Here is a 21476-nt window from a genome sequence, read left to right as displayed (position 1 = left end):
AACGTATTAAACAGAAGAAAAAACAGGGAACAGTCACATGAAGGTGCAAGGTTTTGCGGGTCGTCTTTTGGCCCATGTTCTGATTAATGCCCTGTTCTGGCAGCCGGTCATTGTCATGGCCGATGGTATTACCATTGATGGCCGAGCCGGTGGCAATACGGCAATGGACAAGGCCGGCAACGGCGTGCCGGTGGTGGATATTGCCACACCCAACGGCCGCGGCCTCTCGCACAATACCTTCAGTGATTACAATGTCGGCAAGGAAGGCGTGATTCTCAACAATGCCACCGACAAGCTTCAGTCAACGAAGCTCGGTGGCATCATTGTGGGCAACCCTAATCTGAAAGGGCAGGCCGCGCAGCTGATTGTCAACGAGGTCAACGGCGGGCGTGCCAGTCAGCTCAAGGGGTATACCGAGGTCGCCGGGCAGGCCGCCAATGTGGTGGTCGCCAACCCTTACGGCATTACCTGTAACGGCTGCGGTTTTATCAATAGTCCCCGCGTCACCCTCTCGACCGGCAAGCCGATGATCGAAGGTGGTGAGCTCGATCACTTTGCCGTTGATCAGGGGCAGGTCACCATCGAAGGCCTGGGGCTTGATGCCAGTGAAGTCGACCAGTTTGATATCGTCACCCGTGCGGCAAAACTCAACGGCGAGTTGCATGCTCGCGAGCTTAATATCGTCACCGGCCGCAACAATGTGGATGCCGACTCTCTGGCCGCGACCGCCCGCAAGGGTAACGATGACACCCCGGCACTGGCGATTGATGCCTCGGCACTGGGCGCCATGTATGCCGGCAGTATTCACCTGGTGGGCACGGAGGCCGGCGTGGGGGTGCGTCTGGCCGGTGACATGGCTGCCACTACCGGTGATATCACCATCGACACCCAGGGCCATCTTGCGCTGACCAATGCCGCCGCACAGCGCGATATTGCCGCCCGGGCGACGGCCATCGAGACACAGGGCAGCCAGCATGCCGGCAGGGACGTTCGCCTGAAGGCCCGGGAAGCCATGGGCCTTTACGGCAACCTCTCCAGCGGCGGCGACACCACCCTGACCGCAGGCAAAACGCTAACCCAGCAGGGGCAGGTCATTGCCGGCATCGAAGGGGATCAGCACATCGATGACCGCCGGCTTGATATCAGCGCCGATCGGATCGACAACCGTGGTCGTCTGGAGGCCAGTCAGACCCTGCAGGCGCACGCCAGACAGCTGGACAACCGCGGCCAGCTGCTGGCCGATGAGGTCAATGTCCACGCCGAGGAGGCCGTCGGCAACACCGGCACCCTGCAGGGGCGCCGGATCACGCTTGCAACGGCTGCGCTGACCAACGGCCAGAATGATGCTCTGATCGCTGCCGAGCAGGCGCTGGAGCTTCAGGCGCCGGCTGTCACCAACCGTGGCACCCTGCAGTTCGGCAAAGGTCAGGACGTCACGCTGGACCTGATCCGGTTGGATAACCGTGATGGCCGGTTTGTCCTCAATGAAGGCGCGCTGGAGCTACGCGCCGACACACTGTTCAACGACCGGGGGACGCTGCAGGCCGAATCGCTGCGCCTGGCCGGCCGTTATGTGACCAACCGCGAGGGTGGACTCATCGGTGCGGCAAGTGGCGATGCGGCACTGGTATTTGATCAGATCGACAATAGCGCTGGACAGTTGCAGGCCGCCGCGCCGCTCAACGTCCAGAGCAGTGAGCTAATCAACCACCAGGGTCAGCTGATTGGCGAGTCGCTCACACTTGATACCGATACGCTGGACAATGCCGACGGGCTGATCTCGGCCGGAGCGGGTAATGCCGCTGTTGTTGCACGCCAGCAGCTCAACAATGCCGGCGGGAAGGTTCAGGCCCAAAAGACGCTGGCGCTGACGGCTGGAGAACTCAACAACGATCGCGGCACGCTAATCGCCGATACCGTCACCGTGACTGCTGGCACGCTGCGCAACCGCGGCGGCACGGTCAGTGCCCAGCAGGGCGATCTTGATGTCACCGTAGCCGGTCTGCTGGATAACGACCATGGCCGGCTCCAGTCCGTCCATCAGGCCCTTCGCCTCACTGCCGGTGACCTGACCAACCGGCAGGGGTCTCTCATGGCCCGACTGATCACGCTGGGCGTCGAGCACGCGCTGGACAACCAGAGTGGTCGCATTGTCAGCGATGGCGTGCTGACGGCGGGCATCAAGGAGGCCCTGGACAATACCGGCGGCACCCTGCGCGGCCGTCGCGTCTCGCTTGAGACAGGCACTTTCGTCAACAACGATAACGGCCTGGTCTCCGCCGACAGCGGTGATCTCGATATCACCGCCCGCGATCGCCTCACCAATCGGCGCGGCAAGCTGCAGGCACTTGATGCGCTCACCATCACCGGCGGCAATATCGATAATGACGCCGGCACTCTGGTGGCCGATCGAATCGATATTAACGGCCTTTCGCTTGCCAACCGCGATGGAATCATCAGTGCCGAAAACGGTGCACTGACCCTCAAGACGACAAATGGTTTTGATAATACCCGTGGCTACCTGCAAGCCACGGATGCCGCAGCCATTCATGTCGGTACGCTCGACAATAGTGAAGGCACCATCACGGCTCGGGATATCACTCTGACCAGTGATGGGGCACTGAGCAATAACGCCGGGCGTATCGTCGCGCAGCAGGGCGATCTGCTGGTCATCACAAGTGGTGCCCTGAACAACAATAGCGGCACCCTGGCCGGCAATGCACTCACGCTGGATGCCGAGTCGATTAAAGCCAACCAGGGCGGTCTGATCGCAGCACTTGTCAATAACGCCCAGGTTCGCGCCCGCCAGACGCTCAACAATGATAGCGGCCAGATTCAGGCCGCCGGACTGCTGGCCATCAATGCGCCGGCGATCACCAATCGTGCCGGCCATTTGATCGGTCACACACTGATACTTGCCGGAGAGACGCTGGATAACAGCGAAGATGGTCTTGTCAGCGCCGAACAGGGCAATGCCATGCTGACGCTGGCACGATTGCTGAACAATACCAATGGCCGTCTGCAGGCCGACAAGGGCACGTTCTCGCTTGCCGGTGGTGGCCAGCTTACCAACCAGCAGGGCATGGCACTGGCCGATCAGCTCGATATCGACATGGGCGCTTTCGATAACCGCCGCGGCCAGTTGGTGGGCGAGCGCCTGAACCTTCAGGCCGACTCGGTCGACAACGGTGACGGCGGGCTGATCGCGGCAGGCGAGCAGGGCGCTATTCTGACGCTGGCATCACTGGCCAATGATCGCGGCCAGATTCAATCCGATGGCCGTCTTGATATCACGGCGACAACGCTTGATAACACCCGCGGTGTGCTGCTGGCGGATCGGCTTGATCTCAAAAGCGCACGCCTGATCAACGACAGTGGCTCGATGCTGGCTAATGCCGGCGGTATAGCACTGACCCTGTCAGGGGAAGCCCGCAACCGCCAGGGCATGATCGACAGCGATGGCGGCAATGTCACCATCGAAAATGTCGGGCAGGCCTTCGATAACCACGGCGGCAGCATCAGTGGCAACGTGCTTGATATCAGTACCGGCTCGGTGGACAACAGCGGCAATGGCCAGCTGGCCGGACAGCAGATTCGTTTTATCGGTCTGAAAACGCTGGATAACGCCGGTGGCCGGATACTCGCCGGCAGTGATGGTCTGGCAGTCGAGGCCGAGCAGCTGGATAACCGCGCCGGTGTTCTGCAGGGGGATCATGTCTCACTCGTCGGTCGTCAGTTGAACAACGGCGACAATGGCCTGATCGCCAGTCTGAACGGTACGCTGAAAGCTGTCTTCACTCAGACGCTGGACAACCGAAATGGCCGCATGATCGCCAACGGCCTGCTGGATATCGACCCACCCCGGGTCGACAACCGCAATGGTCAAATGGCCGGGGATACCATCCGGCTGGAAGCGGGGACGCTGGATAACGGCGGCGGCATCATCGAAGCCCAGAAAGGGCTGGCGCTTAACGTTGACACCCTGAACAACCGCAGCGGCAGCCTGCGCGCGCTGGGGGGTGATACCAGCGATCTCCAGGTGGCAGGCGCGCTCGACAACACGCAGGGCAATATCGAGCTGGCCAGTCGCGATGCTCGCATCGAGGCTTCAAGCCTCAATAACACCCGTGGCCAGATCGTTCACGCCGGCAGCGGGCTGTTCACACTGCTGCTCAAGTCACTCAATAACAGCGGCGGGTCACTGCAGGGCACCGGCAGTGCAAAGGCCAATATTGACCGAATCAACAACACCGGGCAGTGGCAGTTCAATGGCCCGCTGAGCCTGAGCACGCTCAATGCCCTGACGCTGGCCGGCAGTGACAGCATCAATAGTGCCGACACCCTCACGCTGGAAGCCACCAGTCTGGATAACCGTGGCGAGCTGCTCGCCAACGGCAACCTCATCTTCAAGAGCACCGGGGACATCACCAACCGCGGCCTGATCTCCGCGCAGCGCCAGCTCAATGTCACCGGGCGTAACCTTACCCAGAGCGATGGCCGTATTGCCAGCGGCGCCGGCGCCATCTATCGCCTGAGCGGCACGCTGGACAATCTGGGACGACTGACCGGCAACGGGGATATCGACCTGCAGGCTCGCGAGATCAACAACCGCGGCACGCTGGGTAGCCAAAAGAATCTTCGACTGGTCAGTCAGGGCGCCATCAACAACCAGGCCGATACGTTGCTGTTTGCCGGCGGTGACATGACTCTGCGCGGCACGCGACTCTATAACCGCTACGGCGATCTCTACAGTCGCGGTGATCTCGACTTTGAACGCGATGACAAGGGTGGATACGCGGATTCACTGGAGAACCGCTCGGGAACGATCGAGGCGGAAGGCGATATTCGCCTGCGGGTTAATAGCCTTCTGAACACTCGGGATGTGTTTGAAACAGAAGTTTATCATGCTGGTAGATATATAGATTATACAGCTTATCGGATAACAAGGCGGCACTATTGGACAGGCAAGGAGTGTAACTTGGGGTGCTGGACAGGTAACGATTATTCTTATGAATACGATTACAATGTTATTGATGTTTATAAAAATAAAATAATTAATGATTCGCCAGCGGCCAAAATTTTTTCAGGTAATAATGTCTTTTTGAAAAGTAAAAAAGTTGAGAATTTGAATAGCCTTATTGCGGCTAGCGGTAGTATGGATATTGTTTCTAATATGCTGGAAAATTCTGGGAGTTCTGCTGAGTCTTATACGAAAACAAAACGTTATGTGTCCAATAAAAATGTTGTCACAGGCAATTTTGGAGGAGGCGCTGGAAGCAGTACAAGGGTTTCTATAGGGGAAGTAACTGATACTACTTTAGATCCCATGGCCGAAAATATAGAAGAATTTAACAAGAATAATGGTAAAGACACTTCTGGTAATGATCTTGACTTGCCATCATTTGTGGTTAAGGAAAATTTTGTAAGCGGCGAAACGATAACATCTGAGTCAGGTGGCTTAGCGCCAGCCATTCTCCAAGTTGGTGGTAAACTGCATGTTAGTGCTACAAGTTATATACAAAATGGCGCAATAAATGAAAATGCTTTTGCTCAAGTGGCGGAAAAAAACATACAGGCTGACCGCAATGTGCCTTTAAATGATGTTGTTTTTACAATTAATGCCCGTTCTACTCCGGTTTCTGCTGTGCAGCCTGAGGGTAATGCCAAAGTTAATAGTCGTAAAACTTCTGAAGAAGCTTTAAATAGCGGATATAAATCTTTTGACGAGCGGGGGCACATTGCCGCGCCGGCCATAGCAACGCGCAGCACGTTAATTCCACTCTCATTTGTGCCAGTCGACTACAGCGCCTTCAATTTTGAACGCGTCTCGCCCACAACTCTCTCCAGCTTCCGACTTCCAAAAGGCCAGTATGGCCTCTTTGTCAGGAACAAGTCGCCCGACAGTCACTACCTGATCGAGACCAATCCCGAGTTCACTTCCGCCGACCGGCTGATGGGCTCCGACTACCTGCTCGGTAAGCTCGACTACACCAGTGATGGCGCCTACAAACTGCTGGGTGATGGGCGCTATGAGTCCCGTCTGATTCGCGATGCCGTGCAGGCCCAGACCGGCAGCCGTTTTCTGGATGACAACATCCAAAACGACTACGACCAGTATCTCTACCTGATGAACAACGCCATCGCCGCGAGCGATGAGCTTCATCTAACTGCCGGCGTGTCGCTCACGCCTTCCCAGACGGCAGCGCTGACACATGACATCGTCTGGATGGAAGAACAGGAGGTTGGCGGGGAAACCGTACTCGCCCCGGTGCTGTATCTGGCGCAGGTTGACGCGCGCAATGTTCGCGGCAGCAGCCTGATTCAGGGGCGTGATATTGACCTGATCGCTGGTGGTGACCTTACCAACGTCGGCACCATTCGTGCTTCGAACAATCTGACCGCCAACAGTGGCAGCAGCATCTTACAAGGTGGCTTGATGGCCGCTGGTAATAATCTCGAGCTGACGGCGACGGATGATATCCGTAACAGCCTGGCCGGTGAGATTCGTGGACGGCAGGTTGATCTCACCACGCTCAAGGGCGATATCGTCAACGACCGTCTGGCGGTGACTGCTGGCTACAACAAGTCCTACAGTTCCTATATCGATCAGGGCGGGCTCATTAGTGCAGGCGAGAATCTTACCGTATCGGCAGGGCGAGATGTCATCAACCTAAGTGATATCCGTAGTGAGGGAACTCTCTCGCTAAGTGCTGCGCGAGATGTCGTCGTGCAAGGTGTAGAAGATATCAGTCACCAGGAAGCCGGGCTTGGTTCATATCGGAAGTCCGTAACGGATAGTACTTCACAGCTGGGCGCTTCGATTCGATCCAATGGCGATGCTGAGTTGGTCAGTGGACGTGACGTGGTCGTTTCAGCCAGCGATATAAATTCAGGTGCTGGTCTGACGGTTGCTGCAGGACGAGATATTTCTGTTGTCTCTCGTGTCGATACGGCTGACAGCGAATCTCGTAGAGGCAAAAGTCGTGAAGTTGCCGAGCGCTCGAAGCAGGTCGGCAGTGAGCTTACGGCAGAAGGTGCCATGGATTTGCGGGCCGGTAATGACCTTGCCCTGGTGGCCAGCACAGCACGTTCAGAGAGTGATCTCACCGCCACCGCTGGCAATGATATCCGGATTCTCTCTGCAGAGAACCGACAGAACGATGAACTGCACTATCGCTCTTCAAGAACCAAAAAGGACGTCATCAACACGACCACTCGCCAGCAGGGCAGTCAGTTAACGGCCGGCAACAATCTGACTCTCGTAGCTGACAATGATCTGACTGCCCAAGCCAGTCAGATCAAGGCAGGGGATCAGGCCTATCTGATCGGCGGCAACGACGTCCAGCTCATCGCCGCCAACGATCAGGATTACTACTTCTATCAGAAGAAGAAAAAAAGCGGTGGGCTGGTCAGCAGCAAGAAGATGAAGCGCGACGAGGTCACCGATACCCGCGCGGTCGGCACCACGGTGGAAAGCGGCGGCGATCTCGCCATTGTCAGCGGCAACGACCAGGTCTATCAGAAGGCGCGGCTGGACGCCGGCAACAATCTGACCCTGAGCAGTGGCGGTGACATCACCTTTGCCGGGGCCATGGACACCCACAGCGAGTCCCACGAGAAGAGCAAGAGCAACTGGGCGTGGCAGTCGGCGAAAGGCAAGGGCAACACTGACGAGACCCTGCGCCAGAGCGAACTGGTCGCTCAGGGGCAGCTGGCGATCAATGCCGCCAACAGCGTCAATATCGATGTGCGTGACATTGACCAGCAAAGCGTCAGTCAGACCATTGATGCCATGGTCGCCGCCGAGCCGGAGCTTGCCTGGCTCAAACAGGCCGAGGCGCAGGGTGATGTCGACTGGCGCCAAGTGAAGGAGATCCACGACGGCTGGGACTATAAGCAGTCGGGCGTGAGTCCCGCTGTGGGTATGGCCGTGGCCATTATCGCAGCTGCTGCGACGTCTGGTGCCGCCAGTTCGGCGATAGGAATGCTATCAGGAGCTACGACAGCGGCTACCGCGACTACGGCGACCTCGGTATGGGCGGCTGGAACTACCGCCGCCGTCTCCGGCTGGGCCAATGCGGCCCTTTCAGGGGCCATCGCCGGGGCAGTCGGTGCTGCTGCCGGAGCGGCGAGTCAGGGTCAGGATTGGCAAGATCCCGCGCTACATGGCGCGATAACGGGTGGCCTTGCCAATTATCTGGCAGCGGGTACCTATTACGGCAATCCCTTGAGCAAGGCAACCGACCTCGGGCAACAGGTCTCGCAAGGTGCTTTGCTGGATGCCGGAAAGGTGGTTGGCGGTGTGGCCATGCAGAAGACTTATAGTCGCATCGCCGAGAAGCTGGCCAAAGGTGTGGGCCTGAATGCCGAGGAGCTGAACTGGGTATTGATGGCCGGTTCGATAGCAGGCGATCAACTGCCCGGGATCGGCAATCGTTATAAGTCGGACGACCAAGAATTCACACTGACGTATTTCAAGGGGGCACGCGGATTTATGGATAGTGGCCTACCGGGAGTACCATTTAATTTGATTGATAGTGCGCTTGGATACCAAGGGTTGCCTGATACTTCCGTTCGAGCTTATTTAATGGATCAAGGGTTTGGGGGTGAGCTAACAGGACATAGTTTGGGAACACTGACCTCTAACTATCTGGTTAGTAACGGATTGGTGGAACGCGCTGAACTATTTTCTCTACCCTTCGGCAATGTTGCAGCGCCCGGTGCGCATCTAACCATTGGCTCCGGGGATTTGATCAATGGCGGTTACTTTGGCAAGTTTTTCAATCCAGATGCGATTGTGGCGCCGCTAACACCATCTCAACATCCATTTAATAACTACAAGGCATTTGTCGATGACAATCCCCAACTCTATCCAAAAGATTACTGATTCCCGAACCGTAATTGCCGAAAGTTCCGGAATATGGCAGTGGCTAGCAGGGGGTTTCGGCGTTACTTTAATGGCTACTCTCAGCGGTTGCCCGACTATGGCCGATTATGGCGCTGCGACCAGTGGTGATGGGCGTGATTTCGTCGCGCCTCATGAGCAGTTTCAGGTCGATTCTATGGAGTATCCGGTCTTTGCCATTATAGATGACCGTGAGGCCCCACGTGCTGCGGTTAACTTTCCCCGTAACAATGGGGTGGAAATGCCTCCGTTGAAGCAAAGCTATCGCTGGCAGGTCACCCATAAAGTGCATGGAGAATATCTGATCGGTTCCGAGAAGTTCGACCAGGCGTGGTGTCGCCAGACGAAGGATGGTCGGGACCATCCGGAACACTGTGAGCCGGAGGGCATTGGTGCCGAATATCTGGAGCGAATATACATTCATCCGGATGGCTCGGCCTATGCTTATGGATACCTGAAAAATACTCCCCGGTGGCCGCACTGGTTCGGGAAAAACGAGACATGGTTTAGGCATGATGACACCGGGGACTGGTCCGGCCAGCCGTGGTTTGAATGCGTGGCTCGGTGCGACAAGCTAAAGAGTATGCGGGACGATGCGGAATAGATGCCTCTATCAACGTCTCGGCTGCCAGTAGGAGCGTCAGCCTGATCAAAAGCCGAGTCAACCTCAGCGCCACGTTAGGCAACACCTTCGTCCGATCCCGCCAGAAATAACGATATCGAGCTCCAGCCCTTTGCTGCTCTGCCGGCTGAGCAGCACAACCTGATTGGCCTGTGGGTCATAGGCACGCTTGTCAGCAGTAGACTGCAGACGGCTACTGGAAGCGCTGGGGGCATCGGCGACTGTCAATGTCGAAAAAATATTGAAAAATTCCATTAAACCGTGTCGCCCCGTGGCCCCCGGATACGCTTTCCCACCATAATACTTTTTTCATATGCCTTGATGAGCTGTCCCAATGAGCGAGCACTCCTGGTATGACCACTCCCGTAATCTGACGCTGGACGACACTGCGCCTTTAAGCGGTGCGCAGCGCTTTGATGTGGCGATCATCGGCGGTGGCGTCACCGGGTGCAGCGCGGCACTGCATCTGGCCGAGCGGGGCTATCGGGTGGCGCTTCTGGAAGCCGGCGAGATCGGAGCGGGCGCCTCGGGGCGCAGCGGTGGGCAGATTTTGCCGGGGCTGGGCACTGAGCTTACGGTCATCGAAAAATCGCTTGGGCATCAGGCGGCGCGCGAGATCTGGGCGATGAGTCGCGAGGCCGTGCACCTGACCGAATCGTTGATCGAGCGTCATCACATTGATTGTGAGTATTCCCGTGGCTACATGCATGCGGCGATCAAACCCCGTCACGAGCGGGCCATGAAGGCATGGCGGGACGAGATGGCCACACGCTACGACTATGACGGCCTTGAGTGGCTGGAAGGTGACGCCCTGAAGCGCCATATGGTCACCGATGCCTACCTCGGCGGACTTTATGAGCGAGAAGCCGGGCACCTGCATCCGCTCAATTACACGCTGGGGCTGGCACGCGCTGCTCAGAATGTCGGGGCCGTAATTTTTGAGCACAGCCGAGTGACTGATATTGCGCGTGGAAAAATCGTGCGGGTCACCACGGCGCAGGGCCGGATCAACTGTGACCATCTGCTGGTGGCCGGCAATGCCTATCTGGGTGGGTTGGTACCGGAGCTCGAGCGCAAGATCATGCCGGTGGTGAATTACATCATTGCCACCGAGCCTCTCTCGAAAGCTCAGGTGGCGCAGACTCTGCCACAGCGTGACGCTGTCTCGGATGCCAATTTTGTGCTGGACTACTATCGTCTCACCCAGGGGCACCGTTTACTCTATGGTGGGCAGGTCAGCTACAGTGGCCGCGAGCCGCGCCAGCTGGTCGCGACCATGCAGCGCAAGATGCGTGAACTCTTCCCGGTACTGGAAGGGGTAAGCGTTGATTATCGCTGGGGCGGCCGGGTGGCGATTACCCGCAACCGTGCGCCGCATTTTGGCCGGCTCGATCACAACATCCATTTTGTGCAAGGCTATTCGGGCCATGGCATGGCGCTGGCAGGGCTTGCCGGGCAGCTCATGGCCGAAGCCGTGGCCGGACAGAGCGAGCGTCTTGATCTGCTGGCCACCATGAAACATCTTGATTTCCCGGGGGGGCGCCGGCTTCGAACGCCGCTGCTGGTGCTGGCGACCACCTTCTACCGATTAAGGGATCGCCTCTGAGGGTCAGAGCGCTATTCCACCATTTTCATGTTCAGGCATCGCACCGGCGGTGTCTTCATACGCAAGGGGATCCTGTTCGATGGCAGAACGCTCACCGACCGCCGCACCCGGCGGGCCATTTTCAGCAGTCGAGAGCACCACGGGTAGCGAGGCCAGTGCGGCGCGTGAGGCGTCTTCCATTTCCCTGAAAGGCATTCGCAAGGAGTACCCGGGTGGGGTGGTGGCGCTGGAAAGCGTGGATCTTGATATTCGCGCGGGCGAATTCTTTACCCTGCTGGGGCCGTCCGGCTGTGGCAAGACCACGCTGTTGCGCATGCTGGCAGGCCTGGATGAGCCCAGCGGTGGCTCGCTGTCCATTGGCGGGGTTGATGTGACCGACACGCCGCCCCACAAGCGCAGCGTCAATACGGTCTTCCAGTCCTATGCGTTGTTTCCGCATCTGTCGGTACGCGACAACATCGCCTTTGGCTTGAAAATGCGTGGCATGGCGCGTGCCGAGCGCGAGCAGAAGGTGGTCGAGATCGCCGAGTTCATCAAGCTGGGATCACTGGTCGACCGTCGGGTCGATCAGCTCTCCGGCGGCCAGCGCCAGCGTATCGCGCTGGCCCGTGCGCTGATCTGCGAGCCGGACGTGCTGCTGCTCGATGAGCCGCTGTCGGCACTGGATGCCGGGCTTCGCAGCCAACTGCAGGTCGAGCTTTTGCGTACCCAGAAACGGCTGGGCATGACGTTTGTGTTCGTGACCCATGATCAGGAAGAGGCGATGGTCATGAGTGACCGTATCGCCGTCTTGAGCGATGGCATCATCCAGCAGATCGGCACGCCGCAGGAGGTCTATGAGCGACCGGCCAATCTGTTCGTGGCGCGCTTCATGGGACACGACAATCTCTTTTCGATCTCGGCCCGCGAGGGCATGACGGTCCAAACGCCGATTGGTGCCCTGGAAACCGAGGATAAAAATGATGGCAGGGTGGCATTGATTCGTCCGGAAACCCTGGAGCTGACCTCGCCCGGCGCACCGAGCGTGGAGCCGGGCAAGCGGCTCAATACGCTCATGTGCCGGGTGGTGGAACGCTTTTATCGCGGCAGCAATGTCGAATATCGCCTGTCTCATCAAAACGGCGAGCAGCACAGTGAACTGATCGCGGAAATCTCCAATACCGGGGATCGTCTCTTTCGGGTCGGTGATGAGGTGAAAGTCGAGATCTATCCCGAAGACGTCATCATGTTGAGTGATGACGAGGAGGGCGCATGAGCCAGGTGGATGTGGTCTGGCGCCGCCGACGACGCCGCGAAACCCGTCATCTTCTGGTCAGTGTGCTGCCGGGGGCGTTGTGGATTTTCATCTTCCTGGTGCTGCCCAGTGCCTATCTGATGTCGGTGGCCTTCATGACCAACGGCGGTTTCGGCCAGCCGCAGATGCCATTGACGCTGGATGCCTTTCGCAACCTGGCAGGCTTTGGCTTTCTGGGCTGGAGCCCGGGCAATCTCTATACGCTGTGGCGTTCGATCTTTCAGTCCGTCATCTCGCTGGGGCTGGTGGTACTGGTCGCCTACCCGGTGGCCTGGTATATCTCCATGTGTCGGCCACGGCTGCGCGCGATCATGCTGCTGGCGGTGGTGGTGCCGTCCTGGACCAACCAGGTCATTCGCGCCTTTGGCTGGATGAACCTGCTCTCCCCTGGCACGCCCCTGTCAACGCTGGCTGAAAAGATGGGCCTGATCGCCCCCAACATGGGCCTGTTTCCGTCCGACTTTGCCGTCACGCTGGGGCTTGTTTACAACTTCCTGCCCTTTATGGTGCTGCCGCTGTATGCCGCGTTCGAGAAGCTCGATCACGCCCAGATCGAGGCGGCGCGCGATCTGTATGCCTCACCCCTGCGAACCTTTTTCGTGGCTGTACTCCCGCAAACCCTGCCGGGGCTTTTGGCAGGGTCCGTGCTGGTCGCCATTCCGGCCTTTGGCATGTACGTGATCCCGGAGCTTCTGGGCGGCGGGCGCTCGCAGATGCTGGGCAACCTGGTAGCGAGCCAGTTTGGTGAGGCGGCCAACTGGCCGCTGGGGGCGGCCGGGGCGCTGTTGATGCTTCTGGCCACCCTGCTGGGTCTGGTGATACTGCGTCGCATGGGGCGCCGCCTGGGCGGTGGCACCGAGATGGTGATTTAGGAGAGCGGCATGCAAAACCGGAGATTCAAGAAAGGGCTCGCCGTTTTCTGGTGGCTGACGCTGATCTTTCTCTATGCGCCGCTGCTGGTGGTGATGATGTTTTCCTTTAACAGCATCAACACCTCGGCGCGCTGGGGCGGCTTTTCGCTGCGCTGGTACGAGCGACTGCTTCACAACGATGTGGTCATCGGTGCCATCGGCCATACGCTGCTGCTGGCGGTGATCTCTTCGATCATCGCCGTGATTCTGGGGGCGATGATCGGCTACGGTCTTTATCGACACCGCGCACGTAAACTCGGGCTTTTGATCGTGTTGATCTATTTGCCGATTGTCATGCCGGACATCGTGTTCGGTATTTCCGACATGGCCTTTTTCGTGCAGATCAATCGCCTCACCGGGCTGTTGTCACCCGGGCTCGGGACCATGGTCATTGCTCATGTCACCTTCCAGATTCCGTTTGTGGCGTTGATCGTCTATTCCCGCTTTGTGGGACTGGATGCCACGCTTTTTGATGCCGCCAAGGATCTGTATGCCAGTCCCTGGCAGCGGATGCTGCATTTCATTTTGCCCACGCTGAAACCGGCACTGTTATCGGCCTTTTTCCTATCGTTTACGCTGTCAGTGGATGATTTCGTCATCAGCTTCTTTACGGCGGGGCCGGAAAGCGCGACGCTGCCGATCTATATCTGGGGCGCCATTCGTCGCGGCATCTCCCCGGAGATCAATGCCATTGCCACGCTGATGATTGCTTCGGTGGCGCTGGTGGCCGTACTGAGCCTGCTGTTCAACCGTCGCCGCGCGTAAGCGCCGCGGCGGTCTCATAAAAAAACGTCATATCACGATCATTCAAGGGAACCTGCCAATGACTTTTTTCTCACCCCGCCCGGCACTGCTGGCCGGTGCCATTGCCGCCGTCATGTTCTCCGGCACGGCCAGTGCGGCTGATCGTCTCTACGTGTTCAACTGGACCGACTATATGGATCCGGAGATCATTGAGGCATTCGAGAAGAAGTACGATGTTGAAGTGGTGCAGAACTACTACGGCTCGCTGGGCGAGATGTTTTCCAAGCTGCAGGCCGGTGGGGTATCGCAGTATGACATCGTGGTGCCCTCGAACTACTTCGTACCGCGCATGATCGAGGCCGGCCTGCTCCAGCCGCTGGACAAGTCTCAGCTGCCCAACATGTCCAATCTGATGGCGCGTTTCGTCAACCCGCCCTATGACCCGGATAACCAGTACACCGCGGCCTATCTGTGGGGTTCGACCGGGCTGATCGTCAATACCAAAACCTTTCCGGACGCAAAATCGAGCTGGTCGATGCTCTTTGATGCGTCAACCAACAGCGATCAGCCGTTTTCGATGCTCAAGGACGGTCAGGTCATGTTCGGCGCGGCGTGTGCCTTTCTTGGCAAGCCCTATAACTGCACCGCGCAGGAAGACATGGTCAATGCGGCAAAGCTGATGCTCAAGACCAAGCATCGGTCCAACTTTACCGGCTTTACCGACTCTACGCCGGTACTGGGACAGGTCTCGCGCGGCGTCAATGCGCTGGGCGTCACTTACAACGGCGATTACCTGCAGTACAAACACGACGACCCGGAAGGCTACGCCAATACCAGGTTCATGATTCCGAAAGAGGGTTCCGAGCTATGGGTAGACTCCATGGCGATTCCAGCGCGCGCGCCGCATCCGGAACTGGCCCACAAGTTCATCAATTTCATTCTGGACGCCGAGGTTGGGGCACAGCTGTCCAACTACACGTTTTATTCCACGCCCAATCAGGCAGCAGTCGAGCATCTTGATGAAGTGCTTCAACAGCCACCGTCGCTGCCCAATGATGAGGACATGGCGCGGCTGAAGTTTACCCCGACGCTGTCCGGCAAGGATCTGCAGCGCTATCAGCAGCTCTGGAATGAAGTGCAGTCACGCTAAGGCACGTGACCGGCTGTCTGCCATCGGGTAGTCAGCCTTTTCGTGCGTTTGATCAGGCTCGGCTGGGGAGGCCGACATGACGCTAAAGCATTGTCCGGTGGTACTGACGGACTGGTTTGAAGAGCATCGCATCACCGAGGTGGAGTGTCTGGTCAGTGATCTGACCGGCATTCTCAAGGGCAAGATCATGCCGGCCGGCAAGTACCTCAACGGCGGCCGGCCGCGTCTGCCGGATTCGATCTTTATCCAGTCGGTGACCGGGGGCTATCCCGATGACGAGGCCCTGCGCTTCTGGAACTCGGCGGAACTCGACATGCAGCTGATTGCCGACCCGGCCGCCGCCTATCTGGTGCCCTGGGCGGAAGATCCGACCGCCCAGATCATCCATGACTGCTATTACATGAATGGTGAGCCGGTCGAGATCGCGCCGCGCCATGTCCTGAAGCGGGTGCTGGCCCTTTATGAGGCGCGCGGCTGGAAACCGGTCATGGCGCCGGAAGTCGAGTTCTATCTGGTCAAGACCAACACCGACCCCGACTATCCGCTGGAGCCGCCGATCGGACGCTCGGGGCGTCAGGAAAGCGGGCGTCAGTCGTTTTCCATCGATGCAGTCAACGAATTCGACCCCCTGTTCGAGGAGATGTACGACTACTGCGAGGCACAGCAGCTTGACATCGACACCCTCATTCACGAAGAGGGTGCCGGGCAGATGGAGGTCAACTTCCAGCACGGTGATCCGCTTTATCTGGCCGATCAGGTGGTGATCTTCAAGCGCACCCTGCGTGAAACGGCGCTGCGTCATGGCATGTACGCCACCTTCATGGCCAAGCCGATGGCCAACGAGCCGGGCAGCGCCATGCATCTGCACCAGAGCCTGGTGGATGCCGAAAGCGGGGAGAACCTGTTTGCCGGGGACAACGGCCAGCCCAGCGATCTGTTCATGAACTACATCGGCGGACTACAGACCTATATGCCTGCGGCCATGCCGCTGTTTGCGCCCAACATCAACTCGTGGCGGCGACTGATGCCCAGCGAACATGGCGGCTCGGCACCGACCAATGTGGAGTGGGGTTATGACAATCGCACCGTGGGGCTACGGGTGCCAGTGGGCAACGCCGAAGCCACGCGAATTGAAAACCGCGTACCGGGTGCCGATGCCAACCCGTATCTGGTAATGGCGGCTTCGCTGGCCTGCGGCCATCTGGGCATGATGAGCCGGTTGCAGGCCCGTCCGCCGCTGACCGGCACGGCCTGGACCGGCGGTGTCGCGCTGCCCAACGATGTCGGCCCCGCCCTTGATGCGCTGGACGGCTGTGACGCGCTGGCGGATGTGCTCGGTGAGCGCTTCGTCAAAAGCTATCTGGCGGTCAAGCGGGCCGAGCATCTGGCCTATTATCGGGTGATCAGCTCCTGGGAGCGCGAGCATCTGCTGCTGCGGGTATAAAAGTCTGCCCGGGCATGCCATCGGCAGGACACAACAACAAACGGATCATGAAGGGGACGTGCAATGACACGAGCATGGCGATGGCGCGCCGGTGTGCTGCTGCTGGCGGGGGCGAGCCTGACGGCGGGGGCGGCAGAGAAGCCGGCGGAGACGCTCTATCTTTTCAACTGGACAGAGTACATGCCGCCCGGCGTACTGGAGGACTTCGAGCGCGAGCACAATGTTCATATCGTGCAGAACTTTTTTACCTCCAACGCCGAGATGTTTACCAAGCTGCGCAGCGGCGGCGATGCCCAGTACGATGTGGTGGTGCCGACCGACTACTTCGTGCCGCGTCTGATCAAGGCAGACCTTATTCAGCCGCTGGATCATGCGCAGCTGCCGGGGCTTGAAAACCTGCTGCCCGAATTTCAGGACCCTGCCTATGATCCGGGCAATCGCTATAGCGTGCCTTATCAGTGGGGCGTGACCGGCATCGTCTATGACAGCCGGGTACTTGATGACGTGCCGCGCAGCTGGTCGGCGCTGTTTGACCCCGATGTCAACTCAAAAGCGCCCTTTACCCTGCTGGGCGGTGACCCACAGGTCCTGTTTGGCGCCGCCTGCGCCTCGCTGGGCTACGGCTTTGACTGCACGCAGAAGGAGCAATGGATCGCCAGCGCGCGGCGCTTGATGGCGACCAAACATCGTCAGAACTTCATTGGCTTTACCGACAGTACCGCCACCATCGACCAGATCGTGCGCGGTGTCAGCGCCATCGGCATGACCTATAACGGCGATCTGGCCTGGCGTCAGGCTGAAGACCCGGAGACCTACGGCCATCTGCGCTTTTTCGTGCCCGAGGAGGGCACTCAGCGCGGTATCGATACCCTGGTGATTCCGAAGCGAGCGCCGCATCCGGCACTGGCGCTGGCCTTCATTGCCTATACCCTGCGACCTGATGTGGCGGCGCGCATCAGCAACTACACCTTCTACGCCACGCCCAATCAGGCCGCGCTCGATCAGCTTGATGACGCGCTGAAAAAGCCGCCGTCAAGACTCAGTGACGAGGAGAAGCGCCGACTGGTATTTGTCCCCCTGATCGACAAGGCCCAGCTCGGCACGCTGTCACAGCTCAACAATGAAATGCGCAGTCGCTAAACCACAACGGCCCTGACTGGGCCGTTATGTAGGGTAAAACTTCATGACCCAGCCTGATTCTGCATCGACCGGCCGCGACGGCCACGTCCGCTCGCTCTACGCTGCCACCATGCACGCCGCGCCGGACCGACCGGCACTGGTCGGTCATCATCACGTGGATGTCTGCGTGGTGGGGGCCGGCTTTACCGGCATCTCCAGCGCCCTGCATCTGATTGAGCAGGGCTTTCGCGTCGCGGTACTCGAGGCACAGCGTGTGGGCTTTGGGGCCAGCGGTCGCAATGGCGGCCAGATCGTCAACAGCTATAGCCGCGACATGGACATGATCGAGGCGCGTTTTGGTGAAACATCGGCTCGGGCGCTCGGTGATATGGCATTCGAAGGCAATCGCATCATCCGCGAGCGCATTGAGCAATACGGTATTCAATGCGATCTCAAGGAGGGCAACCTCTTTGCCGCCTGTAATGACAAGCAGCTGGCCGCCCTCAAGCATCACAAAACACTGTGGGAGAAGTACGGTCATAAGACGCTGGAACTGCTGGAAGATGATGCCTATCGTCGTGAGATCGGCAGCGAGCGTTACAGTGGTGCGCTGCTCGATCACTCCGGCGGGCATCTGCATCCGCTCAATCTGGTGATGGGGCAGGCGGCGGCGTTTGAATCGCTGGGCGGCGTGATTTTCGAACACTCGCCCATGACGCGCCTTGAACACGGCGAACGGGTGAAAATTCATACCGACGGCGGGGTGATCGAGGCCGACCGCGCCGTGATCGCCGGCAATGCCTATCTGGGCGATATCGTCCCCGAGCTTGCCGACCGCTCCATGCCCTGTGGCACACAGGTGATCGCCACCGAAGTCCTCGATGAGGCCACCGCGAAACGAATTTTGCCCACCGACCGCGCCGTCGAGGACAGCAACTATCTGCTCGACTACTACCGGCTGTCGGGCGAGCGCCGCCTGATCTATGGCGGCGGCGTGACCTACGGCGGACGTGATCCGGCCAGCATCGAGGGCGCCATCCGCCCCAAGCTTTTGAAAACCTTTCCCGAGCTTGAAAATATCAGGATCGATTACGCCTGGAGTGGCAATTTCCTTCTGACGCTCAATCGATTGCCGCAGTTCGGACGGCTCAATCATAACGTCTATTACGCTCAGGGCTACTCGGGCCACGGGGTAACCGCCTCGCATCTGGCCGGACGGCTGGTGGGAGAGATCATCAGGGGAGACAGTACACGCTTTGACGCCTTCGCCGATATCCGTCACCTGCCGTTCCCTGGCGGACGGCGCTTTGCCGTGCCGTTTTCAGCCATGGGCGCCTGGTATTACGCGCTGCGCGACCGACTGGGCATGTGATGGTCGCGCCCTTTGACATCGGCGTTTCCTTCCGATGAGTGCACACGTTTTCGCCATCGTCCTGTGTGCTGCCGCGCTGCACGCCGGCTGGAATGCCCTGGTGCGCGTGGGTCTCGATCGTCTGCTGGCGGTCACGCTCATACAGGTGGGCGCAGGCGTACTGGCACTGGCCATGTTGCCTGCCGTCAGCGTGCCCGATGCGGCGGCCTGGCCGTGGCTTCTGCTCTCGGCCGTCTTGCATGTGGGCTACAACGTGTTTCTGGCGCGCGCCTATGCCAGCGGGGATTTTGGTCAGGTCTATCCCATTGCCCGGGGATCGGCGCCGTTAATCGTGGCGCTGGTGGGCGTCATGTTGCTGGGCGATCAAACCTCTCTGATCGGCCATGCTGGTGTGGTACTGCTCAGTGGTGGCATCTGGTGGATGGCTGTGCGCGGCGCCGGTGCAACAAGACTGCCTCGTATCGGGCTGATCAATGCCCTCATCACTTCGGCTTTCATTGCCTCCTACACGCTCAGTGACGGGCTGGGGGCGCGGGCCAATCGTGATGCCATCGGCTATGTACTCTGGCTTTTCGCGCTCAATGGGCTGTGCATGGCGCTTTTGCTGTGGGCCATGCGCGGGCGACAGACCCTGGCTGCCATCACCGGCCACTATCGCATCGGGCTACTGGGGGGCGCCATGTCGATGGCCGCCTACGGGGCGACCATCTGGGCCATGAGTCAGGCGCCGATTGCGATGGTTGCTGCCCTGCGTGAATCCAGCGTGCTGTTTGCACTGGCCATCTCGGCGCTCTTTCTGGGCGAGCGCCTGAGCCGTCAGCGACTGGTGGCGGGGCTGATCATCCTGACTGGGGTGATGCTTCTAAGGCTTGGATAGACACCTACACCAGGCGCAGATACCAGTCATATTCCAGCGCGCTGACGGTGCGCTGCGCCAGGGCGCGCTCGGCCTGACGATTGGCATAGTAGATATGCTGAAAGCCACGCCCGAGCCGCTCGCCAAGAACATCACTTTCCATCCACAGCTCCAGTGCCACGCCCCAGGAATCGGGCAGGGTGGCATCGAGCTGGGTATAGGCGTTGCCCTCGATCGGCGGTGGCGGTGTCAGCTGTTCATCAAGGCCGTGGGCCATGGAGGCCAGCAGCACCGCACACAGCAGATAGACATTGACGTCTGCACCGGCCACGCGATGCTCCAGGCGCGTGGCCGCAGTCGGGCCGGAAGGGATGCGTACCGCCACCGAGCGGTTGTCCAGCCCCCAGGAAGGCGTCATGGGCACGTAAAGCCCGGGCTGGAAGCGTCGAAAGGCGTTGAGGTTGGGCGCACAGACGGCCATCGATTCCGGCATCAGCGCCAGCACCCCGGCAATCGCCTGATGCAGTGCTGCGCTGCCCATTGGGTTTTTATCCTCGGCGGCAAACACGTTGCGGCCCTGCTCATCCAGCAGGCTGATATGCACATGGGTGCCGCTGCCGGCTTCATTGCCCCACGGCTTGGCCATGAAGGTCGCCTCGAACCCCTGCTGCTGCGCCACGCCCTTGATGGCACGCTTGAGCATCACGGCGTCATCACAGGCGCGCAGGGCGTCACTGCGGTGGCGCAGGTTGATCTCGAACTGCCCTGGCGCGCACTCCTTGAGCGCTGTATCCAGCGGCAGACCCTGCTGGGCGCAGGCCTCGTGGATGGCATCAATAAAATCGGCGTATTCATCGAGTTCACTGATCGAGTAGAGCTGGCTTGAGCGTGCGCGCTCACCGGTCAGCGGCGAGCGTGGCGGCTGAGGCTGGCCGCGGTCGTTGCGCTCGGCATCCAGCAGATAGAACTCCTGCTCAATGGCAATCACCGGCGTCAGCCCCTGGCGGGTAAAGCCCTCAAGCACCCGCGCCAGCACCTGGCGCGGGTCGGCATGCCAGCCGCTGCCGTCGGGCTCCACCATCGTCATCAAAAGCTGCGCGGTGGGCGCGCGTTGATGCCAGGAGACCGGCACCAGCGTGCCGGGAATCGGCAGGCAGGCACGGTCGCCATCACCGCTATCGAGCCCCAGCCCTGTTTCTTCAACGGTGTTGCCGGTGATGTCGAGGGCAAAGATGGAGGCCGGCAGATTGACGCCGCTGGTGTAGGCCTCTTCAAGGCTTGAGCGTGGAATGCGCTTGCCGCGCAAGACGCCATTGAGGTCGCTGATCAATACATCGATTTGGGTGATTTCGGGATGGGTTTCCAGAAACTGGAACGCTTCAAGTGCGCCAGCGGCAGGGCGGTCGGTCATGATCAAGCGGCTCGGAAGGGACTGGGAATATCAGGTGATACT

12 protein-coding genes are annotated in these 21476 nt (G+C 59.2%); 11 read left to right on the top strand and 1 reads right to left on the bottom strand.

Annotated features, from left to right (window positions below; translation table 11 throughout):
- Positions 1 to 37 precede the first annotated feature (37 nt).
- The 11 genes from KSP9073_RS15695 to KSP9073_RS15640 all read left to right on the top strand — a co-directional run bounded on the left by KSP9073_RS15695 (position 38) and on the right by KSP9073_RS15640 (position 20044).
- Positions 38 to 8887 carry a two-partner secretion domain-containing protein gene (locus tag KSP9073_RS15695; protein WP_108843887.1) on the top strand — a complete coding sequence of 2950 codons (8850 nt, stop codon included), beginning with the start codon at positions 38 to 40 and terminating at the stop codon, positions 8885 to 8887.
- Positions 8853 to 9509, top strand: a complete 657-nt coding sequence (locus KSP9073_RS15690; RefSeq protein WP_133241039.1) for a hypothetical protein — start codon at positions 8853 to 8855, stop codon at positions 9507 to 9509. Before KSP9073_RS15695 ends, KSP9073_RS15690 begins: the two co-directional genes overlap by 35 nt.
- A 352-nt stretch (positions 9510 to 9861) precedes the next feature.
- A complete protein-coding gene (locus tag KSP9073_RS15680; protein WP_108843884.1) occupies positions 9862 to 11133 on the top strand; it encodes an NAD(P)/FAD-dependent oxidoreductase in 1272 nt (423 codons plus the stop codon).
- Positions 11134 to 11212: 79 nt separating this feature from the next.
- Positions 11213 to 12388, top strand: a complete 1176-nt coding sequence (locus KSP9073_RS15675; protein WP_108843883.1) for an ABC transporter ATP-binding protein — start codon at positions 11213 to 11215, stop codon at positions 12386 to 12388.
- Positions 12385 to 13299: an ABC transporter permease gene (locus KSP9073_RS15670; protein WP_108843882.1), complete on the top strand. Its 915-nt coding sequence runs from the start codon at positions 12385 to 12387 to the stop codon at positions 13297 to 13299. Before KSP9073_RS15675 ends, KSP9073_RS15670 begins: the two co-directional genes overlap by 4 nt.
- A gap of 9 nt (positions 13300 to 13308) precedes the next feature.
- On the top strand, positions 13309 to 14103 hold the full coding sequence (locus KSP9073_RS15665; RefSeq protein WP_108843881.1) for an ABC transporter permease: 795 nt from the start codon (positions 13309 to 13311) through the stop codon (positions 14101 to 14103).
- A 58-nt stretch (positions 14104 to 14161) separates the two neighbouring features.
- Positions 14162 to 15232 carry an ABC transporter substrate-binding protein gene (locus KSP9073_RS15660; RefSeq protein ID WP_108843880.1) on the top strand — a complete coding sequence of 357 codons (1071 nt, stop codon included), beginning with the start codon at positions 14162 to 14164 and terminating at the stop codon, positions 15230 to 15232.
- Positions 15233 to 15308: 76 nt separating this feature from the next.
- On the top strand, positions 15309 to 16676 hold the full coding sequence (locus KSP9073_RS15655; protein ID WP_108843879.1) for a glutamine synthetase family protein: 1368 nt from the start codon (positions 15309 to 15311) through the stop codon (positions 16674 to 16676).
- 63 nt (positions 16677 to 16739) lie between these two features.
- Positions 16740 to 17816 (top strand): polyamine ABC transporter substrate-binding protein, encoded by a 1077-nt coding sequence (locus KSP9073_RS15650; protein WP_108843878.1) that lies wholly within the window; start codon positions 16740 to 16742, stop codon positions 17814 to 17816.
- 43 nt (positions 17817 to 17859) lie between these two features.
- The gene (locus KSP9073_RS15645; RefSeq protein ID WP_108843877.1) at positions 17860 to 19167 is read left to right on the top strand and encodes an NAD(P)/FAD-dependent oxidoreductase; all 1308 of its coding nucleotides are present in this window, start codon (positions 17860 to 17862) and stop codon (positions 19165 to 19167) included.
- Positions 19168 to 19201: 34 nt separating this feature from the next.
- The gene (locus KSP9073_RS15640; RefSeq protein ID WP_108843876.1) at positions 19202 to 20044 is read left to right on the top strand and encodes an EamA family transporter; all 843 of its coding nucleotides are present in this window, start codon (positions 19202 to 19204) and stop codon (positions 20042 to 20044) included.
- A gap of 4 nt (positions 20045 to 20048) precedes the next feature.
- On the opposite strand, the gene KSP9073_RS15635 is transcribed toward KSP9073_RS15640, so the two are convergent.
- On the bottom strand, positions 20049 to 21434 hold the full coding sequence (locus KSP9073_RS15635; RefSeq protein WP_108843875.1) for a glutamine synthetase family protein: 1386 nt from the start codon (positions 21432 to 21434) through the stop codon (positions 20049 to 20051).
- Between the last annotated feature and the right edge of the window lie 42 nt (positions 21435 to 21476).

Origin of the sequence: Kushneria phyllosphaerae (assembly GCF_900312995.1) — a bacterium.
In the GTDB taxonomy this organism is placed as follows: domain Bacteria; phylum Pseudomonadota; class Gammaproteobacteria; order Pseudomonadales; family Halomonadaceae; genus Kushneria; species Kushneria phyllosphaerae.
This window is presented reverse-complemented; position numbering and strand designations above follow the sequence as displayed.